This is a genomic window from Listeria grandensis FSL F6-0971 (genome assembly GCF_000525835.1).
In the GTDB taxonomy this organism is placed as follows: domain Bacteria; phylum Bacillota; class Bacilli; order Lactobacillales; family Listeriaceae; genus Listeria_A; species Listeria_A grandensis.
In genome coordinates this window covers 14547-38846 of sequence record NZ_AODD01000029.1, presented here as the reverse complement: position 1 = coordinate 38846, position 24300 = coordinate 14547, and the positions used below count along the sequence as shown (strand labels likewise).

The following is a 24300-nucleotide window of genomic DNA, read 5'->3' as shown; positions in this document are numbered from 1 at the left end:
CCGCCCCCGTTTCTTACTTCTATTTTACCATGCTTGCTATACTAACTACCAAACATAGCAGAAGTCAACAGATCAAGTAACGCATTTTTCATATCTGATCTTAGATTCTTCCCTATTGAATTGATAGTCTTTTTTAAGAGCCGCAGCTTTAGTCCGTTTCTTCGCGTAATATTTATACGATATATAAAATTGTTTGGCAAACTTCGTAGCACCACCCAAAGCTTTCATAGCAGCCTTTAATATCTTAGCATCTGGAAAACCAACACTAACAATTGCGTAACCTATTGCTATGGAACATCCAGCAACACCAAACGTCGATATTTGATTAGGATCTTCTACATAGAATTGTAACTGCTCATCATTTGTAACAGCAACTGGATATCCAGTCTCCTTTTCTAGCCATTCAACAGTTTCACTCTCTCCACTATTGACTACAGATTCAGGAATCTCTTCCACTGCAGTATATATTTTCTCCACTACTTCCATTTCATCATTGCTGTAATCGCCCTCTTTAATGCCAAGTTCTTCATTTGTCATCGCCTCAAAGTCAGGAACTTTTTCCTTGATAGAATCACCTAATGAAAAACGCGTGGCATTTTGGAGCGCTATCGTTTCACCGTTAGCATCATAAGCCGTTATCCTAGCATAATAGTTCTCTGTATTCGCGAAATTAGGGTTATTTACTTTGTATACTTCATATGGGTTACTCGCTAATTCTTGCCCCTTATTATCATGATGTAGCCCTTTAAATCCATTTATAATTTCTTGATTTGTCGGCCAAATCCCTTTATCTTTAGATGTCCATTCATAGTTTTCTCCTACATCATAACCATTGTATAAATAGCCATCTGATAGCCATACTTTATAGCCCGCTGCGTTTGCGACTCCTCCCCATTTTAATGTGAAGGAACCTTGATTATTGCTAACTGAACTATCTACATCTGCAAATGATAAATCTTCTAATGGCATTGTAACAACTTCCGCATAGCGGGAGTTATCTTTTAATAATCGATAAATAATGCGAAGTAATAAATATGCGGTGGCAATAATCGCTTTTTTAGACCCTTTATATTTAGCAATGCGCCAGAAAAATGCTTTAATACGGTTATCTTTTCCACGACTAAGAGCAAGCGCTGCTTGTGTCAGGACTTTCTTCAAATGCGCATTCCCTTTGCGAATACGCGCATTGTAATTTGTCCCGGTCTCTTCGATAATTAGTTTCCAGTATCCTTTATATTTAATTTTACAATTCCTAATTGAGATAACTCTACGTATAACTTTGCTATATTATCTTGACTCATTATGGCCTCAGATATCGCTGAAAATAAAACAAAGATAGTACAGGCAGTAGGGAACCATTGTCATGGTCTTCCCACTGTCTTTACTATCTCAATTTGTCGTCTAGTCTATCACCACATCCGCTTTGTTTCAGATATCTTTTTAACCAACTTTGTCAAGCTTGCATTCGCATAAAAATACGAATCATATTTATAAAACTGATACCCACTCGTTCTGTACTGTTTCACCCTCACATATAACGTTTTAGCACCCATGGATCTTGCAGCATCAATGATGCCGACTATCCCAAAAATGGGACCTTTGATGGGCATGAAAGAAAGAATACCCAGTGCTATACTTCTCATATTCCCTTGTGTTGACGTATTGTACTTCGTTGTTTGAACATATATCCACTTAGTCGCCCGTAGCAACAGCTTAGGAGTGTCGATAGTATCTTCTAAATCAGCCTCGGCAGCTACTTCTAATTTATTATTTACATAAACATTTCCTTCTTCGTCTCTGTGAACATGTTCCGTTTCACCAGTTTCTGATGTCATGACTCCATTCTCATCATCTTTCATCTCTAACGTAACTGTTTCACTCGTTTGTTTATCTTGAATAACTAGCGTATTTCCATCTTTAGTTGCCGTGAAATTTTCACCATTGTAGTAAGTTTCTGTAGAAACATCCCCTTCAGTTGCATATGTAGATAAAGGCATAATTGAAATGGAAAATAACATGACTGATGTTAACACTATAATAAATTTTTTCATCATTTCGCTCCTTAATGTTTTTTAGACAAATATTTGTTATACAAATACCAGTTAAATGCTGTTCCTAGCAATAAAAGTATACCCGCAATCCAAATAAAATTTTGATTCATATAGACGTATGAAATGTACACACCTACTATTACTAGAATAAGTATCCCGAAAAACAAACCAATTATATTTTTTTTCAAATCATCCATCTCCTTACTAATAAAACAGGCCCTTGCATGCTCTTCGTACTATATTGAAATGAGCTAGGGCGCTATTTGCAATTCAAGCCAACAAAGGACTGACCTTACTCTTTCGAGACCCAGACTTCGTTTATTACTACAGCATTAACTGTTACTCTCTTTTTCATCCCAACCTCCTTACCTATGTATCCGCTTACAAATTAAACGTTACATTAATGTTTCTAATAAGTCAAGTGTATATCGTAACATATACTTTGGAATATTCTATTAGCTATTTTACTGTCTACTTTATTGACATTTATCCACTCTCACACGCTCCCCAAAAATGATACATTGATTCATATGAGGAAAATTTGCCGCTAGCAAAAAAATTTCCTAGTCCCGAAACGATTTATAGAAAAAAATCCTATTTAAATTCATAAACTCCTAATATACCACACCTTAATCCTACACTCCTATTAAGTTCATGCGGTATAGTTCCACGTTCGTTTTGCCTATACCTTTTGAGATTCCTCTATCTTAAAGAAAAGCCTTATTGGATGCTACTCTATTGTTGAATCATTTATAAATACAAATGACAACACCACGCTATGTATGGATCCTACTATAATTAAAAAGAGATAGGCTTCATTTGGTATGCCTAAATTGGCTACTTATTTTGGTGAAGCTTACTGCTTGACTAAACGTAAGAAAAGGCTGGAACACTTGGGGATTTAGACACCCTGATGCACCAGCCTCCTTCTTTATCATTTATCGTTTCAGTTTTTGAATTGGCAACCATCCAGCATTGTCGTCCTCATCGATACACCAAGCCCAACCGTTCAATTCGCGATTACTCTCCACTTTGTCACCAGTCTGCACAACTAACTCACGCGCCGAATAATCTTCTGTCGCCGTACCTGATTTTGCATCCAAACTGGCGCGCGATAGGATTTGTTCTGGAACCAAGCCAGTTTTTCCAGACATTTTTGTTGTGCAAGTGATCCAACCTGTATTTCCGGCGCGCTCGCCAATCCACAAATCCTCATTTTTATTCACAAAGAGCGGACTTGACTCTGTCGGTTGATGCGCTACTTTTACAATATACTGCTTATTCATTATTTCTGAGTCGCTTCCCAATCCGCCAAGAATTTCTCAATCCCTGAATCGGTTAGCGGATGCTTCAACATTTGCTCGTACACTTTAAACGGTATTGTCGCAATATCCGCACCAGCACGCGCGCACTCAATCACGTGAATCGGATGACGCACACTCGCCGAAATAATCTCCGTTTCAATATCGTGCACCTCAAAAATTTCCGCAATATCCCGAATCAAAATCAAGCCGTCCGAACCAATATCATCTAAGCGTCCAAGGAACGGCGAAACATATGTAGCACCCGCTCGTGCCGCAAGTAAAGCCTGCGCTGCCGAGAAAACAAGCGTCACGTTCGTCTTAATACCTTCCTTATTCAGTACCGCAACTGCAGCCAAACCTTCACCCGTCATCGGAATCTTAACGACCATATTCGGATGGATTTTCGCAATCACGCGACCTTCTTCAATCATTTTTTCTGCTTCTAAGCTCACGACTTCCCCGCTGATTGGTCCATCCACAATCGACGTAATTTCCTCAATCACCTGATTAAAATCGCGGCCTTCCTTTGCTATCAATGACGGGTTCGTTGTCACCCCAGCAATGAATCCCATTCGGTTCGCCTTACGGATTTCCTCTACATTTGCAGTATCAATAAAAAATTTCATGTTCATCCTCCTCATATGCGTTAAACGCTTTCATAACTTCCATCCCATTGTATACCTTTTATTGTCGAATGTCTCCCGAACCGCTTTTTACAAAAAAAAATTAGGCATGACATTGGTGTCATACCTAGCATATTGCATCTATAATCGATGTTTATCAACAATAAGTAACGGCTTCGGCCTATTTCGAATTACGCCAGCCTCAATCAACTTCATCACCGTGTGGGCTACATATTCCCGTGACGTATTTGTATACCTTCCTAAAACTTCCTGTGTTACTTGGCGGGGCAAAATGATACCATCTTCCGTCAGTGTCCCTAGCTCAAGTCCACACTTAAGTAAAGCCTTTCTGATTCGCTCTTCCTTCTTTAAAAAAGTAAGCTTGCAGAAGTATTGTGATTCCCGTAACTCATGCGCCAAATATTGAACCATGAAAAACACATCTTCTTCCTGCTGGTCCAAAATGGAAAACAAGAAGGTACTATCCACTTCCATAATTTCGCCGTGGCCTAGGCTCTGCATCAAAAGATTCGGCTCCCAAATATCATAATACAAGTGATATAACCCGAAACAATCATGTTTCCCTAAAAAACGTGTAATGCCACCTTTTGGCTTATCGTCCTGTATTACTAATCCATAGATGCCACTCAAAATAAAGTATATTTTGAATTCTTCGTCTTGCTTGCTCCTCAAAACGTCTCCTTTTTTCGTACGTCTAACCGAGCAATATTTTTTAAAATCTGGGTGTTCAAAGCAATACTCTATTAACTTAGCTACAGTAACTATTGAATCTCTTTCTTTTAGAAATAGCATAGGCTCTCCTTCTCACTTTCTAATCGATGTATTCTTGAATTATAACATATGATAACTAAAAATGACTACTATATTACTGTAACATAGCTTCTTTAACACAACGAAAACTTCACAAAAACATGATTTTTAGGTACTTTTTAGTCATATGATTCCCTTAATAAGCAATTAAACCATTATTTTTGTTAATTTTGAAACTATTTTTAGAATGAATATCCAATGTACTTTTTATTACATTTGAAGCTGTTCATATTCCATTCATATTCATGCTATATATTAGAGTGGCAGGAGGGAAACCTCAACAGATAGCACAACTCGAAAGGAATGAAGAAATTATGAAAAAGAAATCAGAGTCATCTTACAGTTGGAAACAATTCTTCCAACTACTTATCTCAACTAGACCTTCAAAAGCTGTCATCATTGGCGGTTTTTTAGCAAGTTTAGTCACAACAGCAGCGGGGTTGCTCATTCCCCTCTTCACAAAAAACCTAATCGATGGCTTCTCGCCTTCTTCACTGAGCTGGCAACTAATCACAACCATCGTCGCCGTCTTCGTCTTGCAAGCCGTAACGAATGGTTTTGCGATCTTCTTGCTCAATTTGATGGGGCAGAAAATGGTCGCTTCGATGCGCGAAAAACTATGGAAGAAGACGCTCAACCTCCCTGTTTCTTATTTTGACAATACGAAATCAGGCGAAATGGTTAGCCGGATGGTGAATGATACCGTCGTCATTAAAGAACTGATCGCCGACAGCTTACCTCAATTCGTAACGGGAGTCATTTCTGTCATCGGTTCCATTGCAATCCTGTTCGTTATGGACTGGAAAATGACACTACTACTTATCATCGCTGTTCCCATTACAGCACTGATCATCGCCCCACTTGGACAAAAAATGTTCAAAATATCGCGCGGTATGCAAAAAGAAACAGCGAATTTCACTGGCTCTATTAGCCAAACATTATCCGAGGTCCGCCTTGTAAAATCATCAAATGCAGAAGCAAAAGAAATCAGTGACGGTACATCCGGAATTTCGCGCCTGCTAAGATTCGGTGTCCGCGAAGCCAAGGTAACAGCCGTTATTGGGCCATTGATGCTATTTGTTGTCATGGGTGTCATCGTTGGTATTATCGGCTACGGCGGTATCCGTGTCTCAGCTGGCACACTTTCCACCGGTACTTTGATCGCATTTCTGCTTTACCTATTCCAAATCATCGTCCCAGTAACATCTTTCGTTACATTCTTCACCCAACTCCAAAAATCCAAAGGTGCTACAGAACGTATCTCTGAAATTTTGGAACATGAAGAAGAAAACATTTATGAAGGTGCGAAAGTCGATGTTAGCGGTAAGAAAATTACTGCAAATAATCTCTTTTTCTCCTATAATGAAAATGAGCCGATTTTGCAAGACATTTCGTTTGAAACTAGCCCCGGTGAAGTTATTGCTTTCGCAGGTCCTAGTGGCGGCGGTAAGTCGACTTTATTTGCCCTACTGGAACGCTATTACAAGACGAATTCCGGCGAGATTTTGGTTGGCAATCAGCCTCTAAATGAGATTTCGATTCACTCTTGGCGCAGTCAGATTGGCTATGTTTCCCAAGAGAGTGCGATGCTTTCCGGTACAATTCGCGATAATTTATGTTATGGTTTAGATAAAGAATTCAGTGATGATGAGCTTTGGGCAGTAACGAAACTCGCTTACGCCGACACCTTCATTGCAAAATTACCAAACCAACTAGATACAGAAGTTGGGGAACGTGGTGTGAAACTTTCTGGTGGTCAACGTCAGCGCATCGCGATTGCGCGTGCCTTTCTTCGTGATCCTAAAATTTTGATGCTAGATGAAGCGACTGCAAGCCTTGATAGCCAATCAGAACGCATCGTACAACAAGCTTTGGCGAACTTGATGGAAGGTCGAACAACATTCGTGATTGCCCACCGCTTATCGACTATCGTGAACGCCAATCAAATCCTATTTATCGAACACGGCGAAATAACAGGGCGCGGAACACATAGCGAACTCGTTGCAAGTCACCCACTATACGCAACATTCGCAGAACAACAATTGACTTAAATAAACAAAAGGCCTCGATATTTCCCGGGAAATATCGAGGCTATACATACAATTTGGAGGTGGAAACAATGAATCGCATTTTGATGGTAGACGATGATAGCAACATTCGCGAGCTCGTCACGATTTTTCTAGAAAAAGAAGGCTTCACCGTTTTCAATGCAGAAGATGGCATGGATGCCCTTGCAGTCCTTGAAAAAACAACGGTTGACTTGGCGATTATTGATATCATGATGCCAAACATGGATGGCTGGGAACTATGCAGTGCCATTAAAAATTTTCAAGAGATTCCTGTCATTTTTCTGACAGCACGTGGAGAAATCGAGCAAAAAATCAAAGGTTTTAGTCTAGGCGCCGATGACTACGTTGTCAAACCCTTCGCTCCCGAAGAATTAGTAGCCAGGATCCGCGTCCTTCTAAAACGCTATCAAATTTTAGCGACCCAAGAAATCCGTATCGGTAAGATCTCACTAAACGAAAAAGAGATGATCATTGTACTCCAAAACAAGTCGATTACATTACCACTCAAAGAATTCCAATTACTGTTTCGATTAGCTGGCTATCCCGATAAAACCTTTTCTAGAGAACAGCTCATCGAAGAAATTTGGGGTTATGATTATGAAGGCGATGAACGCACTGTCGACGTCCATATCAAACGGCTACGCGAGAAATTCCCCGCCGAACAATCTGGTTTTTCGATCCGCACTATTCGCGGACTTGGCTATCGTCTGGAGGAAATATAATGGTGACCAAACTAAAAGCGCTTATCAGTAGTTTGATGGTTGCTATCTTTTTCGTCCTAAGCAATCTCGCCTCCTACACCATCTTCACCTGGCTAAAAACAAAGTATGATTTCTCCTGGCATGCGATTTGGGAGCAAGCAACAATCGCAGCTGGCGGACTCACACTGATGGTAATAATCGGCTTTATTCTCAGTCGCTACTTTTTTCGGCATGAACGCGCCTATTTCAAAATATTCGGTGCCGTGTTAGAAGAAATAGGGCGTGGTAACTTTCAGATCAGCGAACAACTCCGTCCATTACAAAGAATGGACGACGGCAATATTCGCGATACCGTGCTCCAAGTCGAAAAAATGGCTGAACAACTCGGTGAAATGGAAACGTTACGGCAAGACTTTATCGCCAATGTTTCACACGAAATCCAATCACCGCTCACTTCCATTTCCGGCTTCACCAAACTACTTCAAGACAATAATCTCGACAGCGAAAAACGCACCCATTACCTCGAAATCATCCAAGCAGAAACAAACCGACTATCCAAAATTAGCGAGAATCTACTCAAATTAACTGCGCTCGAAAAAAATGATTACCAACTCCACTCGACGGAATTCAGGCTGGACTACCAAATCCGCGATTTGATCCTAACCACTGAGCCGCAATGGCAAAGCAAACATATCGACGTGATCGTGGAACTAGAGCCAACTAAATTTTATGGCGACGAATCCTTACTCTACCAAATATGGCAAAACCTGTTTCACAACGCCATCAAGTTTACCCCTGAGAACGGGACCATTCAAGTCTCGCTCACACAAAACAAACAACAACAAACCCAGGTCACGATCCAAGACAGCGGCATCGGTATTTCCAAAGCCGACCAGCTACGCATTTTCGAACGATTTTATAAGGCTGACATTTCCAGGCAAGCCAAAATCGGTGGTAGCGGACTTGGGCTTTCGATTGTAAAGCGTATTGCAGATTTACATGGCATGACGATCCAAGTAGACAGCTCTGAAGATAAGGGAACAACCATAACACTACAGATTCCTAATAAATAGACTTATTTTTTCCTATTCATCACGTTTAAAAGCGGACAAACATTCCTTTATATGCTATTAATTTTGTGTTATAATTAAAACATTATCCAACACTTCCACGCAAATCTTTGATCAATTATCTGGTCATCATACAAAGGCAACTTGAAAGCGAGGAGAAGAACATGAAACATAAAATTGCATTACTGGCGGATGTACATGGAAATACAACAGCATTACAAGCAGTGATTGAAGATAGTATAGAGCAAGGCGCTACAGCGTACTGGTTTTTAGGTGACCTTCTCTTACCTGGCCCTGGATCCTCTGATTTATTTAAGCTATTGAAACAAGTTCATACGGATGTGTATATACGCGGAAATTGGGAAGATTATTTCCTTCATTCCATCTCAGAAGAAATAGATATCACAGATCCCACAGCAATTTATCTAGCTACACTAGCACACCATATTTACCCTAATATGACCCTACAAGATATTCAAGCCTTAAAAAGTTGGCCAATATCCACTGTTAAAGAAGTCTCCGGTTTAAAAATCGGAATATCTCATAATTTACCCTGCCACAACAACGGTGATTTTCTATTCCCTACAACAAAACAAAAAAACTTTGATGCTCTTTTTACAGATAATACTTTAGATATAGCAGTCTATGCACATGTGCACCACCCAATGTTACGATATAGTAGCCAGGAACAATTAATTATAAATCCTGGCTCTATCGGACAACCTTTGTGCAGCTGGCCACCCCTTCAAATGGACTTAAGAGCTCAGTATGCCATTTTAGAAATTGATGCTTATGGATACACGCACATTGATTTTAGAAAAGTAGACTACGACAGACAAAAAGAGTTGCTTATTGCCCAAAAAAGTAGACTTCCTTATATCGATCTATACCAAGAGATTCTACAAGTAGGCATTAGACATACGCATGATAAAGAATTATTAGAAGAAATAAATGACTATTACGGCTACAAAAAGCGAGTCTCCCGCATGTTCACATAAATTAATGGCTTCATTCCGATCTACATAAGGAATGAAGCCATTAATCGTATTTATAAGCACTTCAGATCACGGTGTATCTTCTAATGTCCAATGAATCGTTGTGCTGTATTCTTGATTCGCACGCGCTGTTCCGGGACGTACATTCAACACCAATTCCGAAGCATCTGCCTCGTTTAGGTTGACCTCCGTTACGCCTTCAAGTCCATCCGTATTAGCAAATACGATACTCGCAACCCCATTAAGTGGTGTCAAAATCGTGCTTCCTTCCTCTTGCGTTCTAACAAATAAACTGTTCACGAGTTCCTTACCGTCGGCCGTTGCAAGTGGTGTCTCGAGTTGCGCCTTCAACTTCCAATTCGTCGCCTCTGCACGCGTATCTTCCACCGTTAATTTCACATCATCTTGCGGCTTCAAAAATTGCTCACGTGAGCTAATAGCTGCCGTTCCAAATGAAATTTTTGGTGTGGCCGTTTTAAATTGTAGCGTACCAGTCAAAACTGTAACCATAATGTCGCGTTCTAACTCGTTCAGCTTCAATTTCACAGGATACTTTCCTGGTGTAGCAGTAATTGCGTCGACACCTGTCATTTCAACCGAGCCGATCACACTTGTACCCGTGGGCATAAAGTAAGCTTGCACGTTTGCCATTTCCAAAACCATATTTTTAATATCCTCTTGCGCGCTTGGCATATCCGCCGTTGCTACCGCGAAATCTGCGCCATGTAAGAAGAACGTATCATCTTTGGCTGATCCATCGTCTTCTACAAAAACTGGAATCACGAAATCCGCAGCATTTCCAGCATTATCCGTCAAAGTTACCGTCGCAGTTGTGTAGCCAACTTTCGAAACATCAGGTACTTCTGTAATCGCATAATTAATATTATCATCGCCGTTTCCAGCGTTATCCACCACATTTTCCACTAAATTCTTTGGGTTCGTCGTGAACTTCTCACCAAGCGTTACAAACTGCCTAATCACATCCGCCGTCGGAGCCGTAGTATCAACGACAGTAATCTCGTTGGACCTAACACTCCTATTTCCAGTTTCATCCTTCGACACCCCATAATATACCTTATTTGGAGTCAATGGACGCTTCTCGACAGGCACCGTTATCGCAAAATTACCAGTCCCATTCACCGCGCCACTCACAAATTCACTATCATCTTCCGAATCATAAATGGTCACCGTCGTTCCAGCCTCCGCTTGCCCACTAATCACCGCATCCGTATCCTTGATCGCGGTCAAAATTGGTACCTCAGGAGCCGTACCATCTTGAACAACCGTCTGTGCCGAAGCATCCTTACCATTCAAGAAAGCATAAATCTGAACCGTGTTACCCGCTGTAAAATGCGTTCCCTCAGGCAACTCGTAACGATAGTTTCCATCCATATCTGCAATCAAATGAAACTTCATCGCTTTGTCTTCCTCGTTCGGCGAATCAATCGTCCCTACAGGAATCGCAGGATCTCCAGAAAATTGCACCACAGCGCCTGGATTTGCCCATCCCGTAATCACGCGGCTATTTTCACGATCCTCATTATCACTCAAATTACCAATTGTCACGCCTACATCCGGAATTCCTTCAAAAAGAACACGCTTGAAGTTCTGCGTTCTAAAGTTCGTCGTAAAGCTACTCTTAATCGCCGCGTTTACCGATTGTCCCGTCGCAGCCGTAACGTTCGCAGCACTGTATGTGACTTTGACATTAAACATTGGGTTCCAAACAAAATCAGAATTATCGTCCAGACCGTCCGTCCAAGTCTTCGTATTCCATGCTTGAATCGACTGCACGTCGACATCCAAATTTCCCGACATCCGCAACAGACGCGCCGTCGCAGCAGGATTCGTATTATTAAACCTAATATCTACACGTTTCGCATTCGCAAATTGGAATTTAGAAGTTCCACGCAGATAAACCAAGTACTTAGCACCCGTTCCATCCGAGCTGACATCAAACACACCATCTTTACCAATCAAAATCGTCCCCGTTCCAGTACTAAAAATATCTTGCGTCGAAGTACCAGTATCTGATGCTTCCAACTTAAACTCAGCATCATCACTTACATTTAAAACGCCAGCACCGTTGATATAAAACGGGCTGCCATAATACATCGCACCACGCGTCCTAATGTCCACTTTTGCATTATTAGAAACATTGAATTGCCCAGCGTTCATCCAGATCCCGCCAACCGCTGTCTTGCCAGCCGCTGGAACTGCATTATCCATCTTAAGCGTCGCACCATTACGCACATTAATATTTCCATAACTAGTGATTCCTGAAACTGCACCATCCGCGACTGTAGAATTCGTTCCAGATGTATAAATATCCAAAATCGAGTTCTCCGCAATATCTACTGTTCCACCTGTATATATATACATCGCGCCACTAGACTCATTCGTTACCTTCACATCCGCATCTTCTAGAATATTCATATCACCCACAGCAAACGTCGTCTGATTCGCCAATGTCGCATAACTCACACCATCAAATGGGCTAACATAACTATTCGTCTGCGCAAAAGAAGATTTTCCTGAAATTTGAGTCGTTGTTGCTGGAGCATGAATAGCTTGAGAACCACGGTAATTCACATTATTGTAAATAATCGTATTCGTGTCATTCGTTCCACCAGCTGAATTATCCGTATAAAACCCGTAGTAATTTTTTCCATAGGCATTTAAATCATTGAACGTAACCACTTTCGGCAATGAATACGTATTCGTCGGTGCATAAGACTGATTTCTAAAGTCAATCGTGTGACCATTCCCATTTATCGTAAACGGACGCTCTGGCATCCTCTGATAAGACGCACTCGTATTCGTCGGACTCGCATCCGCCGCAGAAAACCCCGCATAACTAATATCCGCTAAAACGTTAATCGTCGCGATATCCTTATTCATCATCGCACTATGAAACTCCGTCAATGTACTTACATTGGCGACACTTGGGTCCTCCGCATCCGCAAGACTAACCAGTGCTTCCGCCGCTTTTTGTATCACTTTCGGGATTGGCGGTGCTTCCGCCACTGTCGGCGCTAGCTCTTCTATGCCCTCCACCGTTAGCGTCAAAACATCGGATACCACATCATTCTTCACGGCCTGCAATGTATAATCTTGCGCTTCTCAGCTATTAAAATCAATTCATAGACACGCTCTGTCGCCGCCTCATTCCACGTCACCTTAGCAACCCCAGAATCCGCGTCAAACACAAGCTTGCCCGTGGCTGTTGCTGCATTACGCATCTCCGTCTCTTCCAAATCCAGAATCATGCCAGCAGGAATTGCAAGCTCGACAAAATTCTCAACCACGTCCTCATCACTCGGCGGGTCATCCGAAGAACCAAGCGCCGTTTCATCCATTAATTTCAAACTAAACTGGCGGTTCTCCTCTTGTTTCGGCTTATCCACAACCAGCGACAATCCCGAACTAGCAGAAACTCCAGTTGCAAACCAACTACCAAGCCCCACACTATTAATCGGCCCAACCATCGCCATTGTAAAAATTAATAAAATAACAAATACCATCCTCATTCTCTTCTTCATTATAAAAACTCCTCTCATATATCACAAAGGCATATTTAAAGGTGTATTCTCGCATATTCGTATATCTCTATACTACACGCAGATAGCGCCCAGATCGGCATATTATCAAAAATTCCGCCCACCTCGAAATAAATGATTCCACAAAAAAAAAGATGCTCCCAAACTCGGGAAACACCTTTTCATACCTCTTATAAATCTGGATCTTTTTTAAAGTTCAAATGAAAATCATTATCTTCAAAATACGGTTCTAGCTGAAAACCTTTTGCTCGAATTGCTTTCACTAAAGCCGGAATTGCATCCAATGTATCCTTCGTTTCATGCACTAAAATAACCGGCGATATCTTATGAAACCCATCTAACTCCCTATTCACAAAATCAACAATCTCTTGTGGCTTTCCTTTATGCTTCCAATCATTACTATCAATATTCCAATCTAGCAATCGAAATTTATCCGCCTTCGCTTTTTGAACTTGTTCATTGCTTAAATACGTACTGCCATATGGCGCGCGAATGAGGCCGATTTTTTTACCAACAATGCCACTTAACAACTCCGAGGTCTGCTCCATCTCCGGAATAAACTGCCCCTGTTTATATAATTTCTTAGAATCATGCGTCATACTGTGCGCGCCAACACTATTACCATCTTGAACCGCCTGTTTAATTCCAGCTTTATATTCATTCTTAATATTGTTACCTATGAAGAAAAAAGTAGCCCGCGCATTCTCCTTCTTTAAAGCTGCTAAAATTTTCGATAAATACTGCGTTGGTCCATCATCAATCGTGAGGTAAGCAATTTTTTGTTTTCCATCCACTGGCTTAGGCTTTTCTGCCGCCGCTTCTTTCTTCTTCATTTCCGCCGCTTCCTTTTCTTTTTGTGCAGCCAAGCTCTTTTTTTTGCGATTGCTCTGCCTGCTGCTCTTTTTGTTGTTGCGTAAAGAACAGCCCACCACCAATACCGAGGCAAACTAGGACTAATACGATAGATGCCATAATCATCACTTTCTTGTTCATTGCTCATCCCTCCATTATGGTTTAAATCTCATCATCCTCTAGAAATTTTTTAATAGCGTCCTTATTCTTATCCAAGTCCAACTCTAAAACAGCACCTGCACCGGCATACCTCTTGTCTTCATAACTATCGTTCGTTGGGATTGTGAGTGAGTCTAACCCCTTAGGTGTGTGAAAATAAAATTCCTGCCCCATATTGATTAGTAGCTTCGTCGGGATATTCGTTGAAATATTCCCTTGGACAAGGCCAAGCAACGATGGAATTTTCATAACGCTTATGTCCGATACTCCTTGTTTCATCACACTTTGAACGACTTGCTGTTGCCTTTTCACACGGCCAAAGTCACTCTGCGCATCATACCGAAATCTCGAATAAGCAAGCAATGTTTTTCCGTCCATTTGTTGCTTACCAGCGTGAATTGTCATCCCAATATTTTTAGACATATCTTTATCCGCTACCATCGTCACGCCATCCGGAAATGCCGTATCAATAATTTTCGCAAAACCACCGAAATCTGTCATTAAATAATAATCAATCGGTATACCGAAATTTTTCTGAATCGTCTTGCGTAGCAACTCTACTCCACCATGCGAAAACGCCGCATTCAATTTTTTCTTGCCCTCGCCGGGAACTTCCACATACGAATCCCTCATAAACGAAACTACTTTTGGACTTTTTGCCTTCGAATCATAATGTAGCAAGAGTACCGAGTCAGAGCGCCCTTGATCTGACCCGCGCGAATCACTACCTATCAACAATACATTGAAATCATCCATTTTCGGATCCTTCGCCGATTTAAAATTCTCACCTTTAGCTGATGCAAAATCAGCATTCACAGAATGTAACGCTTTATAATATTGCACACAATAAAATGCTAAACAACCAATAATCAATAAAGAAACAATGATAAGGGCCTTTGAAATAAGTTTTTTCGATTCCTTTGGCTTTAATTCTGCCATAGATTTCACTTCTTTCCGCTCTGTTTTAGACCTACCTTCAAGTCTAAGTACATGTTAACAGAAGCGTATAAAGAAACCCTCAAGCAATTTTAAGGTTTTCTTTAAGAAGGTTTGACATAAACTTCAAAAGCCTATCACAACACGTAGTCAAGATAGGCCTACTTTCAAAATTTATTCAATTCCTGCCAATTTATGCGTCTGAATACTGAGCGACCATTTATTTTCGCCGCGTTCAGCATTAAGTAATCCCAATTGGCTGATGGTCTCTAACATATTGAACGCGCCATCCTCTTCACACGGCGATAAATAATACCGTTTTGCTGGGATCAACGCCTCAACCTGTGCACAAAACTCCTGAATATTGCCATCCACGACAATCCGCACTTCATCAGCTTGCGACAAATGACGCTTCTCATACATTTTACTGTATAACCGCTTCGGACTTGTTGCCACATAGTCAATCTCGGCTGGCACTTCCTTCAAACCATTCGTCTCAATCGCCAAATAATACCCTTCCGCTTTCAAAACTTGCAAAAGTTCCTCGATACCGCGCTGAATCGTTGGCTCACCACCAGTGATGACAATGTTCCGTGCCGCATATTTATGCACTTCATCCAAAATCTGTTGTCCAGTCATCATCTCAAACTCATTATAATTCGTATCACACCACGGACAATCTAAATTACATCGGCCAAAACCGAATAAAAACGCTGGGCATCCCCGTATTATAACCCTCACCCTGCATCGTCTCAAAAATCTCTACAATCCGATACTCGCGATCCATCATGACGGTTCACCTGTATATTCACAAAATGACGTCGGTGTTTCGCCTAATCGTATCGCAGAAACCGGCAAATACGGCGTTAGCCAATCATAGATCACCATCGCAATGCCTTCCGCCGTTGAGCGACAAGGTAGCGCGACCGTTTTGCGATCCATCTCTTGCAATAATTTTGCAATGCGGCACTCGTTCTCATTTTCCTCAAAATAAGCAAAAGCATGATCCAATTTCGCCGTCACATGCTCCTTCACAATCCGCTTGATATCGCCGTAATCCAGCACCATTTCCGCACTGGAACCCGTCGCAATCAAGTCCCCGCTCACTTCCACCTGTAGCGTGTACGTATGCCCATGCAAATTATGACATTTCCCATCATGTCCATCCAACATGTGCGCCATATCAAACGTAAACTCCTTCGCAATCCTCATCATAACGCGCTTCCAGCCTTTTGCGCCAAGTACTCCGTCAAGCCCTTCTCTCGCAACTCACAGCTCGGACACTCACCACATCCGCCGTCCACGCCCATATAACACGTATGCGTATGGTCCCGAACATAGTCCAGCCGTCCCAACTCATCCGCCAACGCCCACGTCTCGGCTTTCGTCAAATACATCAACGGCGTCTTCACCACAAATGGGAAATCCATCGCCAAATTCAGCGTCACGTTCATCGATTTCACAAACACATCGCGACAATCAGGATACCCACTAAAGTCCGTTTCACATACCCCAATAATAATATCCGTAATGCCCTGCCCCTTCGCATACGTCCCCGCAAGCAACAAGAACAGCGCATTACGCCCATCTACAAACGTATTCGGATACTCCTCCGATTCCCCTTGCGAAATCTCCATCGAGTCATCCATCAACGCATTATTTGTCGTTTGTTTAATAACCGACGTATCAATCATTGTCTGCTTCACATTCAAATCCCGCACAATCCATTTCGCCTTCTCAAGCTCAATCGCATGCCGCTGACCATAGAAAAATGTGATAACCTCCACGTTCTCTTTCCCATAATCCTGAATCGCTTGAAACAAACAAGTCGTCGAATCTTGCCCACCAGAAAAAACCACTAACGCTTTTTTATTTGTCATTTTCATTTCCTCCTACCGATTATCCACTTTTTCAGGGTACATATCATGATTCATTAGGCGATGCATCGCAACTTCGTCCCAACGCGTGTCAGGTTTGCCATAATTCGCATACGGATCAATCGAAATCCCACCACGCGGCGTGAATTTCCCCCATACTTCAATGTATTTTGGCTCCATCAGCTTGATCAAATCCTTCATAATGATATTGATACAATCCTCATGAAAATCACCATGGTTTCGGAAACTAAACAAATAAAGCTTCAGCGACTTACTTTCAACCATTTTTTCGCCGGGCACATAAGAAATATAAATCGTCGCAAAGTCAGGCTGCCCAGTCATTGGACAAAGACTCGTAAACTCAGGGCAATTAAATTTCACAAAGTAATCGTTATCTGGATGCTTATTCGGAAATGCTTCCAACACTTCCGGCGCGTAGTCCATAGAATACTCCGTCCCCTGATTTCCTAAATGTGTGACACCAGCTAGTTCCTCTTGTTTTCTCATATTTACTTTTCACTCCTTAGTTTTTTTACGTGGGAGATCTCGAACCACGGAAACTTTAAAACTTGTTCCTACACGTGATAAATCGGCGGCAAGCGCTCGCAATGAGCAAGTTAGATGGACTTCCAGTTCTCACGTACGCAGGTACGCTCCGCTTCCGGCTTCCATCTAACTTGCTCATTTCAAACGCTTTCGCTCAATTTGTGTGAAGCAAAATTTTTCGTCCTACCCCAAAGTTCAAAAGAGGTAGCGCGTCTTATCCTACGTCACATCATGTTTAGCAACTCGTCTTCGCTTCTTTTAGAAATTAACACAGTTTTTGGAAATAGTCAAAGAAGTGTGCGCTAGATGACGAATAGCGCACACTTCTTTGTTATAATATCGAGCCTAAAAACATTCCCACAACGACTAGCGCCAAGCCCGCCGAATACGTCACCACTTGATACAAAATCACTTTTTTCCACTTTTGCTCGGCATGTAACTGCACACTTTCCAATTTAAACGTTGAAAAAGTCGTGAATGCCCCTAAAAATCCCGTCGTCACTAGCAAATTCCAATCAAACGATAGCTGCAACTGCACGACAAATCCTAGCACAAACGCACCCGACAAATTAATAATCAACGTCGCAATCGGAAAATCCCATTTTACACGCCTTTTTATCCAAGTCGACAAGCCATATCGCGCATTCGCCCCAAAGAAAGCACCAATCGCGATGGAAACCACATCAAGCCACATCACAAATCGCCCTCCTTGGTCGCTTCTCTTTTGCGCACGAACCGCCGTTCACCAAGCGTAAAACCTAGCCAAGCCAACAAGTTCCCGCCTAAAAAACTAATCCCCAAATATGTAACCGCCAACATCGCTTCTCCCGACTCAAACAGCCGTACAGTTTCCAAACTAAACGTCGAAAAAGTCGTGTACGCGCCCAAAAATCCCGTTCCAATCGCAATCACCAAATTCGTATTCAGAATCGTCAACCGAAATAAATACGTCGTGAAAAATCCGAGCACAAAACACCCACTCAAATTCACAAGCATTGTCCCCAGCGGAAAATCAGTTCCCCAGAAAACACCGACGCCCATTCCAACAAAATACCGACACAGCGCCCCAGCAATCCCCGCAACTCCGATCATCAAAAAACGTTTCATCCGCTGAACTCACCTCATTCCTGTCCACCCTGATAATATCATGCCTCACCAAAAAGAAGCAAACCATGCATCCACTGAAATATGGAATAAATCGCACGGCACTGCTACGATATTTCTGATATACTAGCCCTGTAGAGAAGTGAAAAGATGGTGGCCAACCTAATCGAAGGGTGGTGGTGCTTATGGAAATAGGTACTAAATCTGTAGAAAGGAAACGCCTAATGTCTGTTGCTGAAGCGATGACAGTTGCGCTCCAATTTGGTATGTTCATCATATCATTCTTGGGGTTCATACTTGTCCTCATCACAGCAATGAATAAAGACAAAAAATAACCATCTAACTCACTTTTTGGCGAGGAGATAGATGGCTATTATACACAATTTTTTAGCCATCGTCTTTTCAACGGCTCTACACTTGGAAGTCATGTTAGCGCATGGCTTCCTTTTCTACTCCATTTTAACACACACCAAAAAGATATTCAATCCACGCAAAAAAACTCCCCATGAACACGTCACAAGGAGTTTTCCCACTATTTCATTTGTTTTCTGATTCCGTTAAACAGTAACAAACACGCAATTCCTTGGAAAATAAAGAACGCGCCGAGTATCAAAGCCACAGTTACTGCAACAATCGCTGAGCTAAACAACGAAATAATTGCAATTAAAGCACCGATAATACCGATAACCATGATGAAAATCCAGCCTTTTGAGCCTTTCACCGAGAATGCCATAATGATATTCAGAATTGCCGAAGCAAGTACCCAAATAACGAAAATAAGCACGATGAACTTTTCACCAATATTATTGTTAATCAGAATAATTAAACCTGCTAAGAACGATAACGCCCCATCCAAAAGGATCCAGTTCGAGATTTTCAAAACCTTCCGACCTTTGAAATAAGAAATAATCTCGTTCAGACCGTTTAGTAATAATACAATTCCAATTACGAATGTGAAAGCCGCAAGCGACGTACTTGGATTAAATACAAACCAAAGTCCCAGTCCAATCATTACAAGTCCCATTACTAAAATAAAATACAAATAAAATTTACGCATGATTCCATTCCTCCCCTGAAGCGTATTGCAAAACCTTTGCTTTACTACTATACCCTAAGAATCACCGTTAAATCTACTTTTAAGCCAAACATTTTTTTCTGGAAACAAGAAAAAGCCAAGTAATCAAAAGACTACTCGGCTAATTTTAATTATTATTTTGTGCCTAAGAATGGGCCGTAAGTGTTGGCGAACGCATTGTTATACGAAACGCCTGCACTGCTTTTACCAGCATCCCAGTTTGCCGACCAAGTCATGATCCCTTTAAGCGGAGTTCCCGCAGTTTTCAACATATTGAAGGCATCGAAAACATTTTGTGGATTAACCACATATCCTGTTGCCGCCGCGTCATTATTAGAAGGTAAACCAATAACTAATTTGTCAGCAGGAATTTGCAAATACGAGCGTGTACCGTGAATTAGCGAATCCGCCATGTAATATAGGAATTCTTTTTTCAACGTATCATTGTTTTGCGCGATCCATTGGTTCGTTTCATCCACCCAGACACCGTCGCCACCTTGGTTATAAAATTGAGGCGCGATATAGTCATAGTAACCTGTTAACGACGTAATATAGCTTTGATACGCAGCACCTGGTTTCAAATATGGGAACTCTGGCGCCATCGTAATTAGGAATGTTTTACCTTCTGCCGCATAGTGATTTTTTACAATTTTAAGCGCTGCAGGAATTACTGTTTGGTTATTCCCAGCCGTAATTGCCGTTTGCTCCAAATCAATATCTAAACCGTCAAAACCGTAAGTCTCTACCTGGCGAATAATTTCATTGGCGAACGCTTGCTCATCGCCGGTTTGCAGTTGCACATGTCCATCCGCACCACCGAGCGCTAGCAACACGCTACGACCTTGTTTATTTAAAGCTCCCACTTGTGCGCGGAACTCGCTATCCGTTAACCCAACTGGCTTGAACATCGGAATCCGATTCACGCCATCGCCCTTCATGAAAGAGACCGGAATCACATTATACGCCGCATTCACATCTTTTAACGCAATATCAGCCGAAGTACCTTGTTTATAACCATCTCTGCCCGTGGATTTCCAACTATGCCAATAACCGACTAGAACCTGTTTTCCTTGAATGCTAGGCATTGGTGTGGCATCATCGACCGCCGCATGAGCTTGCGTTCCCCCCGTTAAAGAAACCCCAACTGCTACCGCCGCTGTCAAAACTCCGCCTGCTACCCATTTTTTCGTGTTCTTCCAATCTATCATTAGTAAATCCCCCTCATTGTTTACGCTTTCATCAAGCGTTTTACTTTTTGTCAACAGCTCTGACAGTAAGCAAGTACCCGTGCCTTTTAGAAGCAAAACCTCGGAAATAATTGGTTCGAACTATGAAGGGTCTATACCAATTTGGTCAACCAGACTGTTTTGTCAACGCTTTCACGACTGACCGCTTTGTTTAAATTATGACAAAAATAAAATTGGGCTATTTTTTGGAATTAAGTTTTTAGGCAAATAAGAAAGAAGCCGGACGCATCCAACCTCCTCAAATGCAAACCGAAGTAATACACAGGACTTCACAATTCTAAAGAGCATCGATATCTCTTTGTTCCCTCACTTTAAGAAACGTGACAAACTTGGCGATACACTTGAATAATATATAACCAAGCAACGCACCCAGTGTGTTACAAATAAGATCGTCCACATCAAATGAACGATAGTTAAAGCCCAAAATGAAATTAATGACCTCTTGAGTTAACTCGATAGTCAAGGAAAACAAAAATGAAACAAAGATAATTTTTTTAAATCCAAATCCTGGAAGAATAATTGGCAGATAAAATCCGAATGGGAAAAATAAGGCTATATTCGCAATTGGTTGATAAAAAGCACTTAGTACACCAACATAATCTATATCACCCATTGCGTCAATCCACGCCATAAATGGGATCATATTATTAGACACGCCTTGCTTATATTTAATCATATCCGATATATATTCTTTTTGTATAGGTAGCGGAAAAATAACAAGACAAATAACTATCATAATATAAAGTGCAAAAAATGAAATCATCATAAGTTCCCGATTTGTTTTTTTTATTTACTGCCTTCTTGTAAATAATTAGAGTACAGATGAATGTAACAATCATAATTAACAATGGAAAAATAAATTTCAACATAAGCTTCAGTAGCTAAAACTAGCTTTTCCACTAATATATTTACCATTTTGATTCTTCCAAAACTCTGCACAATAAGATTTACCTTTTGTTACAGAATAAGAAAACTTCTTATTACCTGTTGGAGAAAAATAAGTTCCACCTTTGTAGATATCATTTAAAATTACTCGATGTTCAAATAATTTCACACTAAATGAGCTATCTTTCCCCCAATTGCTTACACTCACACCTCCTGATAAGGTTCCTTTTGTTGCATTCATCTTACCGTTAACTGCGACCATATGCTTAAAATCATACGATACATTATTAACAGCCGCATAAGCTGTTAATGGGACAAGCACACCCATAGAAAACACAACAGCAACGATACAATACTTCAATTTTTTAATCAATTTAACCAACTCCCTTTTTATATAATTAAACAATACCACACAATTCGTGTTAAATCAACTTTTAGAAAACGACCTTACTTCTAAATGTATCTATAATCCATTTAGATTGCCAACTGTGTACGTCAAAAAAAAACCGTTTTCCATCCTAGCAAAAGCTAACATGGAAAACGGCTCTTTTTTAAATTACAACTCTTTCCCGTTCGTCTCAATCACTTTCTTATACCAATAAAAACTATCTTTCGGTATCCGCGTCATCGGTGCATCGTCGGAAATATCACGATCGACATACACGAAACCGTAACGTTTTTGATAGCCATTCAGCCAGCTCAGAAGATCCGTGAACGACCATGTGCAATAGCCAAGCATATCAACACCATCATCGATTGCCGCTTGAATAGCACTCACGTGTGAGCTCAAATAATCAATCCGATACGCATCATGCACTTCCCCGTCCTCTAATTTGTCAAACGCACCCAAACCATTTTCCGTAATCAAAATCGGTAATTGGTAACGGCTGTTAATCCGACGAAGCGCGATGTGAAGCCCATCAGGATCAATCGTCCAATCCCAGTCCGTTGTTTTCACATACGGATTCTTCACTTTCTTGTACAGACCAGGAATCCCAGTCTCCTCCGCCGTTCCTTTTTTACCAGTCGTGTTGAACGTGTTGCTTTGACCGACACCATCCAGTGGATTATGTGCCGCTGTCGCTGATTGGTAATAGTTCAAGCCCATGAAATCTGGTTTCGCGGACGCGAGCAATTCCATATCGCCAGGCTCAATCGTCGGTGCTAAATCGTTCTCTTCCAAGTAACGCCAAACCGTCTTCGGATACACGCCCCACGCATATATATCCATCCAGAAATAGCCGTTCAAGTCTTCCGCATTTTCCGCAGCAAGGACATTTTTCGGATCCGTATCGACCGGATAAAATGGCGTGTACGCGAAACTCGGACCAATTTTGCCATCCTTCACGATCTCATGAAATGCGTTGATAACACTCGCATTCGCCAAGTTCGCAATATGATTCACCTGATACATCCGCTTATCGTCCGTCACTTTCGGCGGATGAAGCGCCATCGAATAACCGAGCGAAACAAAGATATTCTGCTCATTCAAGGAAACCCAATACTTCACACGATCTCCGTAACGCTTAAATAATGCAACCGAATAATTCGTGAAATCCTCCACCACTTGGCGCGATTCCCAGCCACCGTACTCGTCCATCAACGCTTGCGGAATATCCCAATGGTACAGCGTCACAAGCGGCTCAATATCATACTTCAACAACTCATCAATCAAGTCATCATAAAACTTCAAACCAGCCTCGTTCACCTCACCCTTACCAGTCGGGAAAATACGGCTCCAAGCAATTGAAAAACGATACGCCTTCAAGCCAGCATCCGCCATCAACTTCACGTCTTCCTTATAGCGATGATAATGATCCACCGCGACATCACCATTCGTACCTTCATATGTCGTACCAGGAATCTTCACAAAATTATCCCAGACAGAAGGGCCTTTGCCATCCGCGTCCCAAGCACCTTCAATTTGATACGCCGCTGAGGCAGAACCCCATAAAAAATCTTTCGGAAAAGCTGTATGCTGTTTATGCTCCATTATTAAAACCTCCATTTAGGTAAAATGTCTACGCCTTCATTTTAAAGTATATTCTTTTAAATTGGTAGTCGGAAGATCAATATTTCCCGGGAAATATTGAAAAACCCGCGCAAATTTGCAAACGGGTCTCACTTCTTTATGCTTTAATATCATTATATTTTTCAGGCTTACGTTCAAACTCCGCTTTCGCAAACGGACAAGTCGGGTTGATTTTTTTACCTTCTGCACGCATAGTATCTGCAACTTTCTCAACTAGCTGCGAAGCAATTCCTTGCCCGCGAAGGCTCTCATCAACAAACGTATGATCCAAAATAACAAGCGTATCCCCACTCGGAACCCAAGTTACCTCCGCAATCAATTTACCATTCTCATCTTCCTTGAAAAAACGATTTTCACCTTTAACAAATTCCATCATCAATAAC

At 41.5% G+C, this 24300-nt stretch carries 27 protein-coding genes and 1 riboswitch; of the genes, 5 read left to right on the top strand and 22 right to left on the bottom strand.

The features are described from left to right. Nucleotides 1-72 precede the first annotated feature (72 nt). The 5 genes from PGRAN_RS13560 to PGRAN_RS13540 form a co-directional block, all read right to left on the bottom strand. The gene (locus PGRAN_RS13560) at nucleotides 73-1158 is read right to left on the bottom strand and encodes a hypothetical protein (RefSeq protein WP_036067843.1); all 1086 of its coding nucleotides are present in this window, start codon (nucleotides 1156-1158) and stop codon (nucleotides 73-75) included. A 251-nt stretch (nucleotides 1159-1409) separates the two neighbouring features. Beyond that, a complete protein-coding gene (locus PGRAN_RS13555; protein ID WP_241433358.1) occupies nucleotides 1410-2054 on the bottom strand; it encodes a hypothetical protein in 645 nt (214 codons plus the stop codon). 935 nt (nucleotides 2055-2989) lie between these two features. Continuing rightward, nucleotides 2990-3337, bottom strand: coding sequence for an SH3 domain-containing protein (locus PGRAN_RS13550; protein ID WP_036067840.1), 348 nt, complete (start codon nucleotides 3335-3337; stop codon nucleotides 2990-2992). After that, nucleotides 3337-3981 carry a fructose-6-phosphate aldolase gene (gene fsa / locus PGRAN_RS13545; RefSeq protein ID WP_036067838.1) on the bottom strand — a complete coding sequence of 215 codons (645 nt, stop codon included), beginning with the start codon at nucleotides 3979-3981 and terminating at the stop codon, nucleotides 3337-3339. The genes PGRAN_RS13550 and fsa overlap by 1 nt, the downstream gene beginning before the upstream one ends. Nucleotides 3982-4119: 138 nt before the next feature. Then, nucleotides 4120-4791 carry a Crp/Fnr family transcriptional regulator gene (locus PGRAN_RS13540; RefSeq protein ID WP_036067835.1) on the bottom strand — a complete coding sequence of 224 codons (672 nt, stop codon included), beginning with the start codon at nucleotides 4789-4791 and terminating at the stop codon, nucleotides 4120-4122. 332 nt (nucleotides 4792-5123) lie between these two features. On the opposite strand from PGRAN_RS13540, the gene PGRAN_RS13535 reads away from it, so the two are divergent. The 4 genes from PGRAN_RS13535 (at nucleotide 5124) to PGRAN_RS13520 (ending at nucleotide 9647) form a co-directional block, all read left to right on the top strand. Continuing rightward, nucleotides 5124-6860: an ABC transporter ATP-binding protein gene (locus PGRAN_RS13535; RefSeq protein WP_077914697.1), complete on the top strand. Its 1737-nt coding sequence runs from the start codon at nucleotides 5124-5126 to the stop codon at nucleotides 6858-6860. Nucleotides 6861-6928: 68 nt separating this feature from the next. Continuing rightward, the gene (locus PGRAN_RS13530; protein WP_036067831.1) at nucleotides 6929-7600 is read left to right on the top strand and encodes a response regulator transcription factor; all 672 of its coding nucleotides are present in this window, start codon (nucleotides 6929-6931) and stop codon (nucleotides 7598-7600) included. Continuing rightward, nucleotides 7600-8652, top strand: coding sequence for a sensor histidine kinase (locus PGRAN_RS13525; RefSeq protein WP_051998654.1), 1053 nt, complete (start codon nucleotides 7600-7602; stop codon nucleotides 8650-8652). The genes PGRAN_RS13530 and PGRAN_RS13525 overlap by 1 nt, the downstream gene beginning before the upstream one ends. A 161-nt stretch (nucleotides 8653-8813) precedes the next feature. Continuing rightward, nucleotides 8814-9647 carry a metallophosphoesterase family protein gene (locus tag PGRAN_RS13520; protein WP_036067829.1) on the top strand — a complete coding sequence of 278 codons (834 nt, stop codon included), beginning with the start codon at nucleotides 8814-8816 and terminating at the stop codon, nucleotides 9645-9647. A gap of 66 nt (nucleotides 9648-9713) precedes the next feature. On the opposite strand, the gene PGRAN_RS13515 is transcribed toward PGRAN_RS13520, so the two are convergent. From PGRAN_RS13515 to crcB (PGRAN_RS13470), 11 genes are all read right to left on the bottom strand, one after another. After that, a complete protein-coding gene (locus tag PGRAN_RS13515; protein WP_149024076.1) occupies nucleotides 9714-12740 on the bottom strand; it encodes a pectate lyase-like adhesive domain-containing protein in 3027 nt (1008 codons plus the stop codon). Continuing rightward, nucleotides 12737-13186: a hypothetical protein gene (locus tag PGRAN_RS13510; RefSeq protein ID WP_036067825.1), complete on the bottom strand. Its 450-nt coding sequence runs from the start codon at nucleotides 13184-13186 to the stop codon at nucleotides 12737-12739. Before PGRAN_RS13510 ends, PGRAN_RS13515 begins: the two co-directional genes overlap by 4 nt. A 188-nt stretch (nucleotides 13187-13374) precedes the next feature. Beyond that, entirely contained in the window at nucleotides 13375-14037 is a 663-nt protein-coding gene (locus PGRAN_RS13505; protein WP_051998653.1) for a polysaccharide deacetylase family protein, read from the bottom strand. Next, nucleotides 14003-14197 (bottom strand): hypothetical protein, encoded by a 195-nt coding sequence (locus tag PGRAN_RS15870; RefSeq protein ID WP_051998652.1) that lies wholly within the window; start codon nucleotides 14195-14197, stop codon nucleotides 14003-14005. The genes PGRAN_RS13505 and PGRAN_RS15870 overlap by 35 nt, the downstream gene beginning before the upstream one ends. Before the next feature lie 21 nt (nucleotides 14198-14218). Beyond that, nucleotides 14219-15154: an LCP family protein gene (locus PGRAN_RS13500; RefSeq protein ID WP_036067821.1), complete on the bottom strand. Its 936-nt coding sequence runs from the start codon at nucleotides 15152-15154 to the stop codon at nucleotides 14219-14221. A 171-nt stretch (nucleotides 15155-15325) separates the two neighbouring features. Then, on the bottom strand, nucleotides 15326-15793 hold the full coding sequence (locus PGRAN_RS13495; protein WP_241433356.1) for a 7-carboxy-7-deazaguanine synthase QueE: 468 nt from the start codon (nucleotides 15791-15793) through the stop codon (nucleotides 15326-15328). Between the two features lie 144 nt (nucleotides 15794-15937). Beyond that, a complete protein-coding gene (queD, locus tag PGRAN_RS13490) occupies nucleotides 15938-16366 on the bottom strand; it encodes a 6-carboxytetrahydropterin synthase QueD (protein ID WP_036067819.1) in 429 nt (142 codons plus the stop codon). Further along, on the bottom strand, nucleotides 16363-17031 hold the full coding sequence (gene queC, locus PGRAN_RS13485) for a 7-cyano-7-deazaguanine synthase QueC (RefSeq protein ID WP_206537377.1): 669 nt from the start codon (nucleotides 17029-17031) through the stop codon (nucleotides 16363-16365). The genes queD and queC overlap by 4 nt, the downstream gene beginning before the upstream one ends. A gap of 12 nt (nucleotides 17032-17043) precedes the next feature. Then, a complete protein-coding gene (gene queF / locus PGRAN_RS13480; protein ID WP_036067817.1) occupies nucleotides 17044-17535 on the bottom strand; it encodes a preQ(1) synthase in 492 nt (163 codons plus the stop codon). 10 nt (nucleotides 17536-17545) lie between these two features. Further along, nucleotides 17546-17589: riboswitch (PreQ1 riboswitch) on the bottom strand. 316 nt (nucleotides 17590-17905) lie between these two features. Beyond that, nucleotides 17906-18268, bottom strand: coding sequence for a fluoride efflux transporter CrcB (gene crcB, locus PGRAN_RS13475; RefSeq protein WP_036067816.1), 363 nt, complete (start codon nucleotides 18266-18268; stop codon nucleotides 17906-17908). Continuing rightward, complete coding sequence (gene crcB, locus PGRAN_RS13470) at nucleotides 18268-18681, bottom strand: fluoride efflux transporter CrcB (RefSeq protein ID WP_036067815.1); 414 nt, start codon at nucleotides 18679-18681, stop codon at nucleotides 18268-18270. Before crcB (PGRAN_RS13470) ends, crcB (PGRAN_RS13475) begins: the two co-directional genes overlap by 1 nt. Before the next feature lie 182 nt (nucleotides 18682-18863). Between crcB (PGRAN_RS13470) and PGRAN_RS16435 the strand changes: the two genes are divergently transcribed. After that, nucleotides 18864-19013, top strand: coding sequence for a putative holin-like toxin (locus PGRAN_RS16435; RefSeq protein ID WP_077914696.1), 150 nt, complete (start codon nucleotides 18864-18866; stop codon nucleotides 19011-19013). A 197-nt stretch (nucleotides 19014-19210) separates the two neighbouring features. Here the strand turns inward: PGRAN_RS16435 and PGRAN_RS13465 are convergent, their stop codons facing one another. The 6 genes from PGRAN_RS13465 to PGRAN_RS13440 form a co-directional block, all read right to left on the bottom strand. Continuing rightward, complete coding sequence (locus PGRAN_RS13465) at nucleotides 19211-19735, bottom strand: HdeD family acid-resistance protein (RefSeq protein ID WP_036067814.1); 525 nt, start codon at nucleotides 19733-19735, stop codon at nucleotides 19211-19213. Nucleotides 19736-19887: 152 nt separating this feature from the next. Then, nucleotides 19888-20961, bottom strand: a complete 1074-nt coding sequence (locus tag PGRAN_RS13460) for a chitinase (RefSeq protein WP_036067810.1) — start codon at nucleotides 20959-20961, stop codon at nucleotides 19888-19890. A 316-nt stretch (nucleotides 20962-21277) separates the two neighbouring features. After that, nucleotides 21278-21766, bottom strand: coding sequence for a VanZ family protein (locus tag PGRAN_RS13455; RefSeq protein ID WP_036067808.1), 489 nt, complete (start codon nucleotides 21764-21766; stop codon nucleotides 21278-21280). A 108-nt stretch (nucleotides 21767-21874) separates the two neighbouring features. Next, entirely contained in the window at nucleotides 21875-22258 is a 384-nt protein-coding gene (locus tag PGRAN_RS13450; RefSeq protein WP_036067807.1) for a hypothetical protein, read from the bottom strand. Between the two features lie 183 nt (nucleotides 22259-22441). Further along, nucleotides 22442-23878, bottom strand: a complete 1437-nt coding sequence (locus PGRAN_RS13445) for a glycoside hydrolase family 1 protein (protein WP_036067805.1) — start codon at nucleotides 23876-23878, stop codon at nucleotides 22442-22444. Nucleotides 23879-24014: 136 nt separating this feature from the next. Further along, on the bottom strand, nucleotides 24015-24293 hold the full coding sequence (locus PGRAN_RS13440) for a GNAT family N-acetyltransferase (protein ID WP_311773444.1): 279 nt from the start codon (nucleotides 24291-24293) through the stop codon (nucleotides 24015-24017). Nucleotides 24294-24300 lie beyond the last annotated feature (7 nt).

Excerpts from the sequence above, each read along its gene's own strand:
- PGRAN_RS13525 (WP_051998654.1), top strand. The coding sequence starts at position 7,600 with ATGGTGACCAAACTAAAAGCGCTTATCAGTAGTTTGATGGTTGCTATC.
- PGRAN_RS13495 (WP_241433356.1), bottom strand. The coding sequence starts at position 15,793 with ATGATGACTGGACAACAGATTTTGGATGAAGTGCATAAATATGCGGCA.
- fsa (WP_036067838.1), bottom strand. The coding sequence starts at position 3,981 with ATGAAATTTTTTATTGATACTGCAAATGTAGAGGAAATCCGTAAGGCG.
- PGRAN_RS13530 (WP_036067831.1), top strand. The coding sequence starts at position 6,929 with ATGAATCGCATTTTGATGGTAGACGATGATAGCAACATTCGCGAGCTC.
- PGRAN_RS13500 (WP_036067821.1), bottom strand. The coding sequence starts at position 15,154 with ATGGCAGAATTAAAGCCAAAGGAATCGAAAAAACTTATTTCAAAGGCC.
- PGRAN_RS13455 (WP_036067808.1), bottom strand. The coding sequence starts at position 21,766 with ATGATGATTTCATTTTTTGCACTTTATATTATGATAGTTATTTGTCTT.
- PGRAN_RS13465 (WP_036067814.1), bottom strand. The coding sequence starts at position 19,735 with ATGCGTAAATTTTATTTGTATTTTATTTTAGTAATGGGACTTGTAATG.
- PGRAN_RS13535 (WP_077914697.1), top strand. The coding sequence starts at position 5,124 with ATGAAAAAGAAATCAGAGTCATCTTACAGTTGGAAACAATTCTTCCAA.
- PGRAN_RS13520 (WP_036067829.1), top strand. The coding sequence starts at position 8,814 with ATGAAACATAAAATTGCATTACTGGCGGATGTACATGGAAATACAACA.
- PGRAN_RS16435 (WP_077914696.1), top strand. The coding sequence starts at position 18,864 with ATGGAAATAGGTACTAAATCTGTAGAAAGGAAACGCCTAATGTCTGTT.
- queD (WP_036067819.1), bottom strand. The coding sequence starts at position 16,366 with ATGATGAGGATTGCGAAGGAGTTTACGTTTGATATGGCGCACATGTTG.
- queF (WP_036067817.1), bottom strand. The coding sequence starts at position 17,535 with ATGAGAAAACAAGAGGAACTAGCTGGTGTCACACATTTAGGAAATCAG.
- PGRAN_RS13445 (WP_036067805.1), bottom strand. The coding sequence starts at position 23,878 with ATGGAGCATAAACAGCATACAGCTTTTCCGAAAGATTTTTTATGGGGT.
- PGRAN_RS13440 (WP_311773444.1), bottom strand. The coding sequence starts at position 24,293 with ATGATGGAATTTGTTAAAGGTGAAAATCGTTTTTTCAAGGAAGATGAG.
- PGRAN_RS13550 (WP_036067840.1), bottom strand. The coding sequence starts at position 3,337 with ATGAATAAGCAGTATATTGTAAAAGTAGCGCATCAACCGACAGAGTCA.
- PGRAN_RS13505 (WP_051998653.1), bottom strand. The coding sequence starts at position 14,037 with ATGAAGAAGAAAGAAGCGGCGGCAGAAAAGCCTAAGCCAGTGGATGGA.
- PGRAN_RS13460 (WP_036067810.1), bottom strand. The coding sequence starts at position 20,961 with ATGATAGATTGGAAGAACACGAAAAAATGGGTAGCAGGCGGAGTTTTG.
- PGRAN_RS13555 (WP_241433358.1), bottom strand. The coding sequence starts at position 2,054 with ATGATGAAAAAATTTATTATAGTGTTAACATCAGTCATGTTATTTTCC.
- crcB (WP_036067815.1), bottom strand. The coding sequence starts at position 18,681 with ATGAAACGTTTTTTGATGATCGGAGTTGCGGGGATTGCTGGGGCGCTG.
- PGRAN_RS13540 (WP_036067835.1), bottom strand. The coding sequence starts at position 4,791 with ATGCTATTTCTAAAAGAAAGAGATTCAATAGTTACTGTAGCTAAGTTA.
- PGRAN_RS15870 (WP_051998652.1), bottom strand. The coding sequence starts at position 14,197 with ATGAACAAGAAAGTGATGATTATGGCATCTATCGTATTAGTCCTAGTT.
- queC (WP_206537377.1), bottom strand. The coding sequence starts at position 17,031 with ATGACAAATAAAAAAGCGTTAGTGGTTTTTTCTGGTGGGCAAGATTCG.
- crcB (WP_036067816.1), bottom strand. The coding sequence starts at position 18,268 with ATGTGGCTTGATGTGGTTTCCATCGCGATTGGTGCTTTCTTTGGGGCG.
- PGRAN_RS13510 (WP_036067825.1), bottom strand. The coding sequence starts at position 13,186 with ATGAAGAAGAGAATGAGGATGGTATTTGTTATTTTATTAATTTTTACA.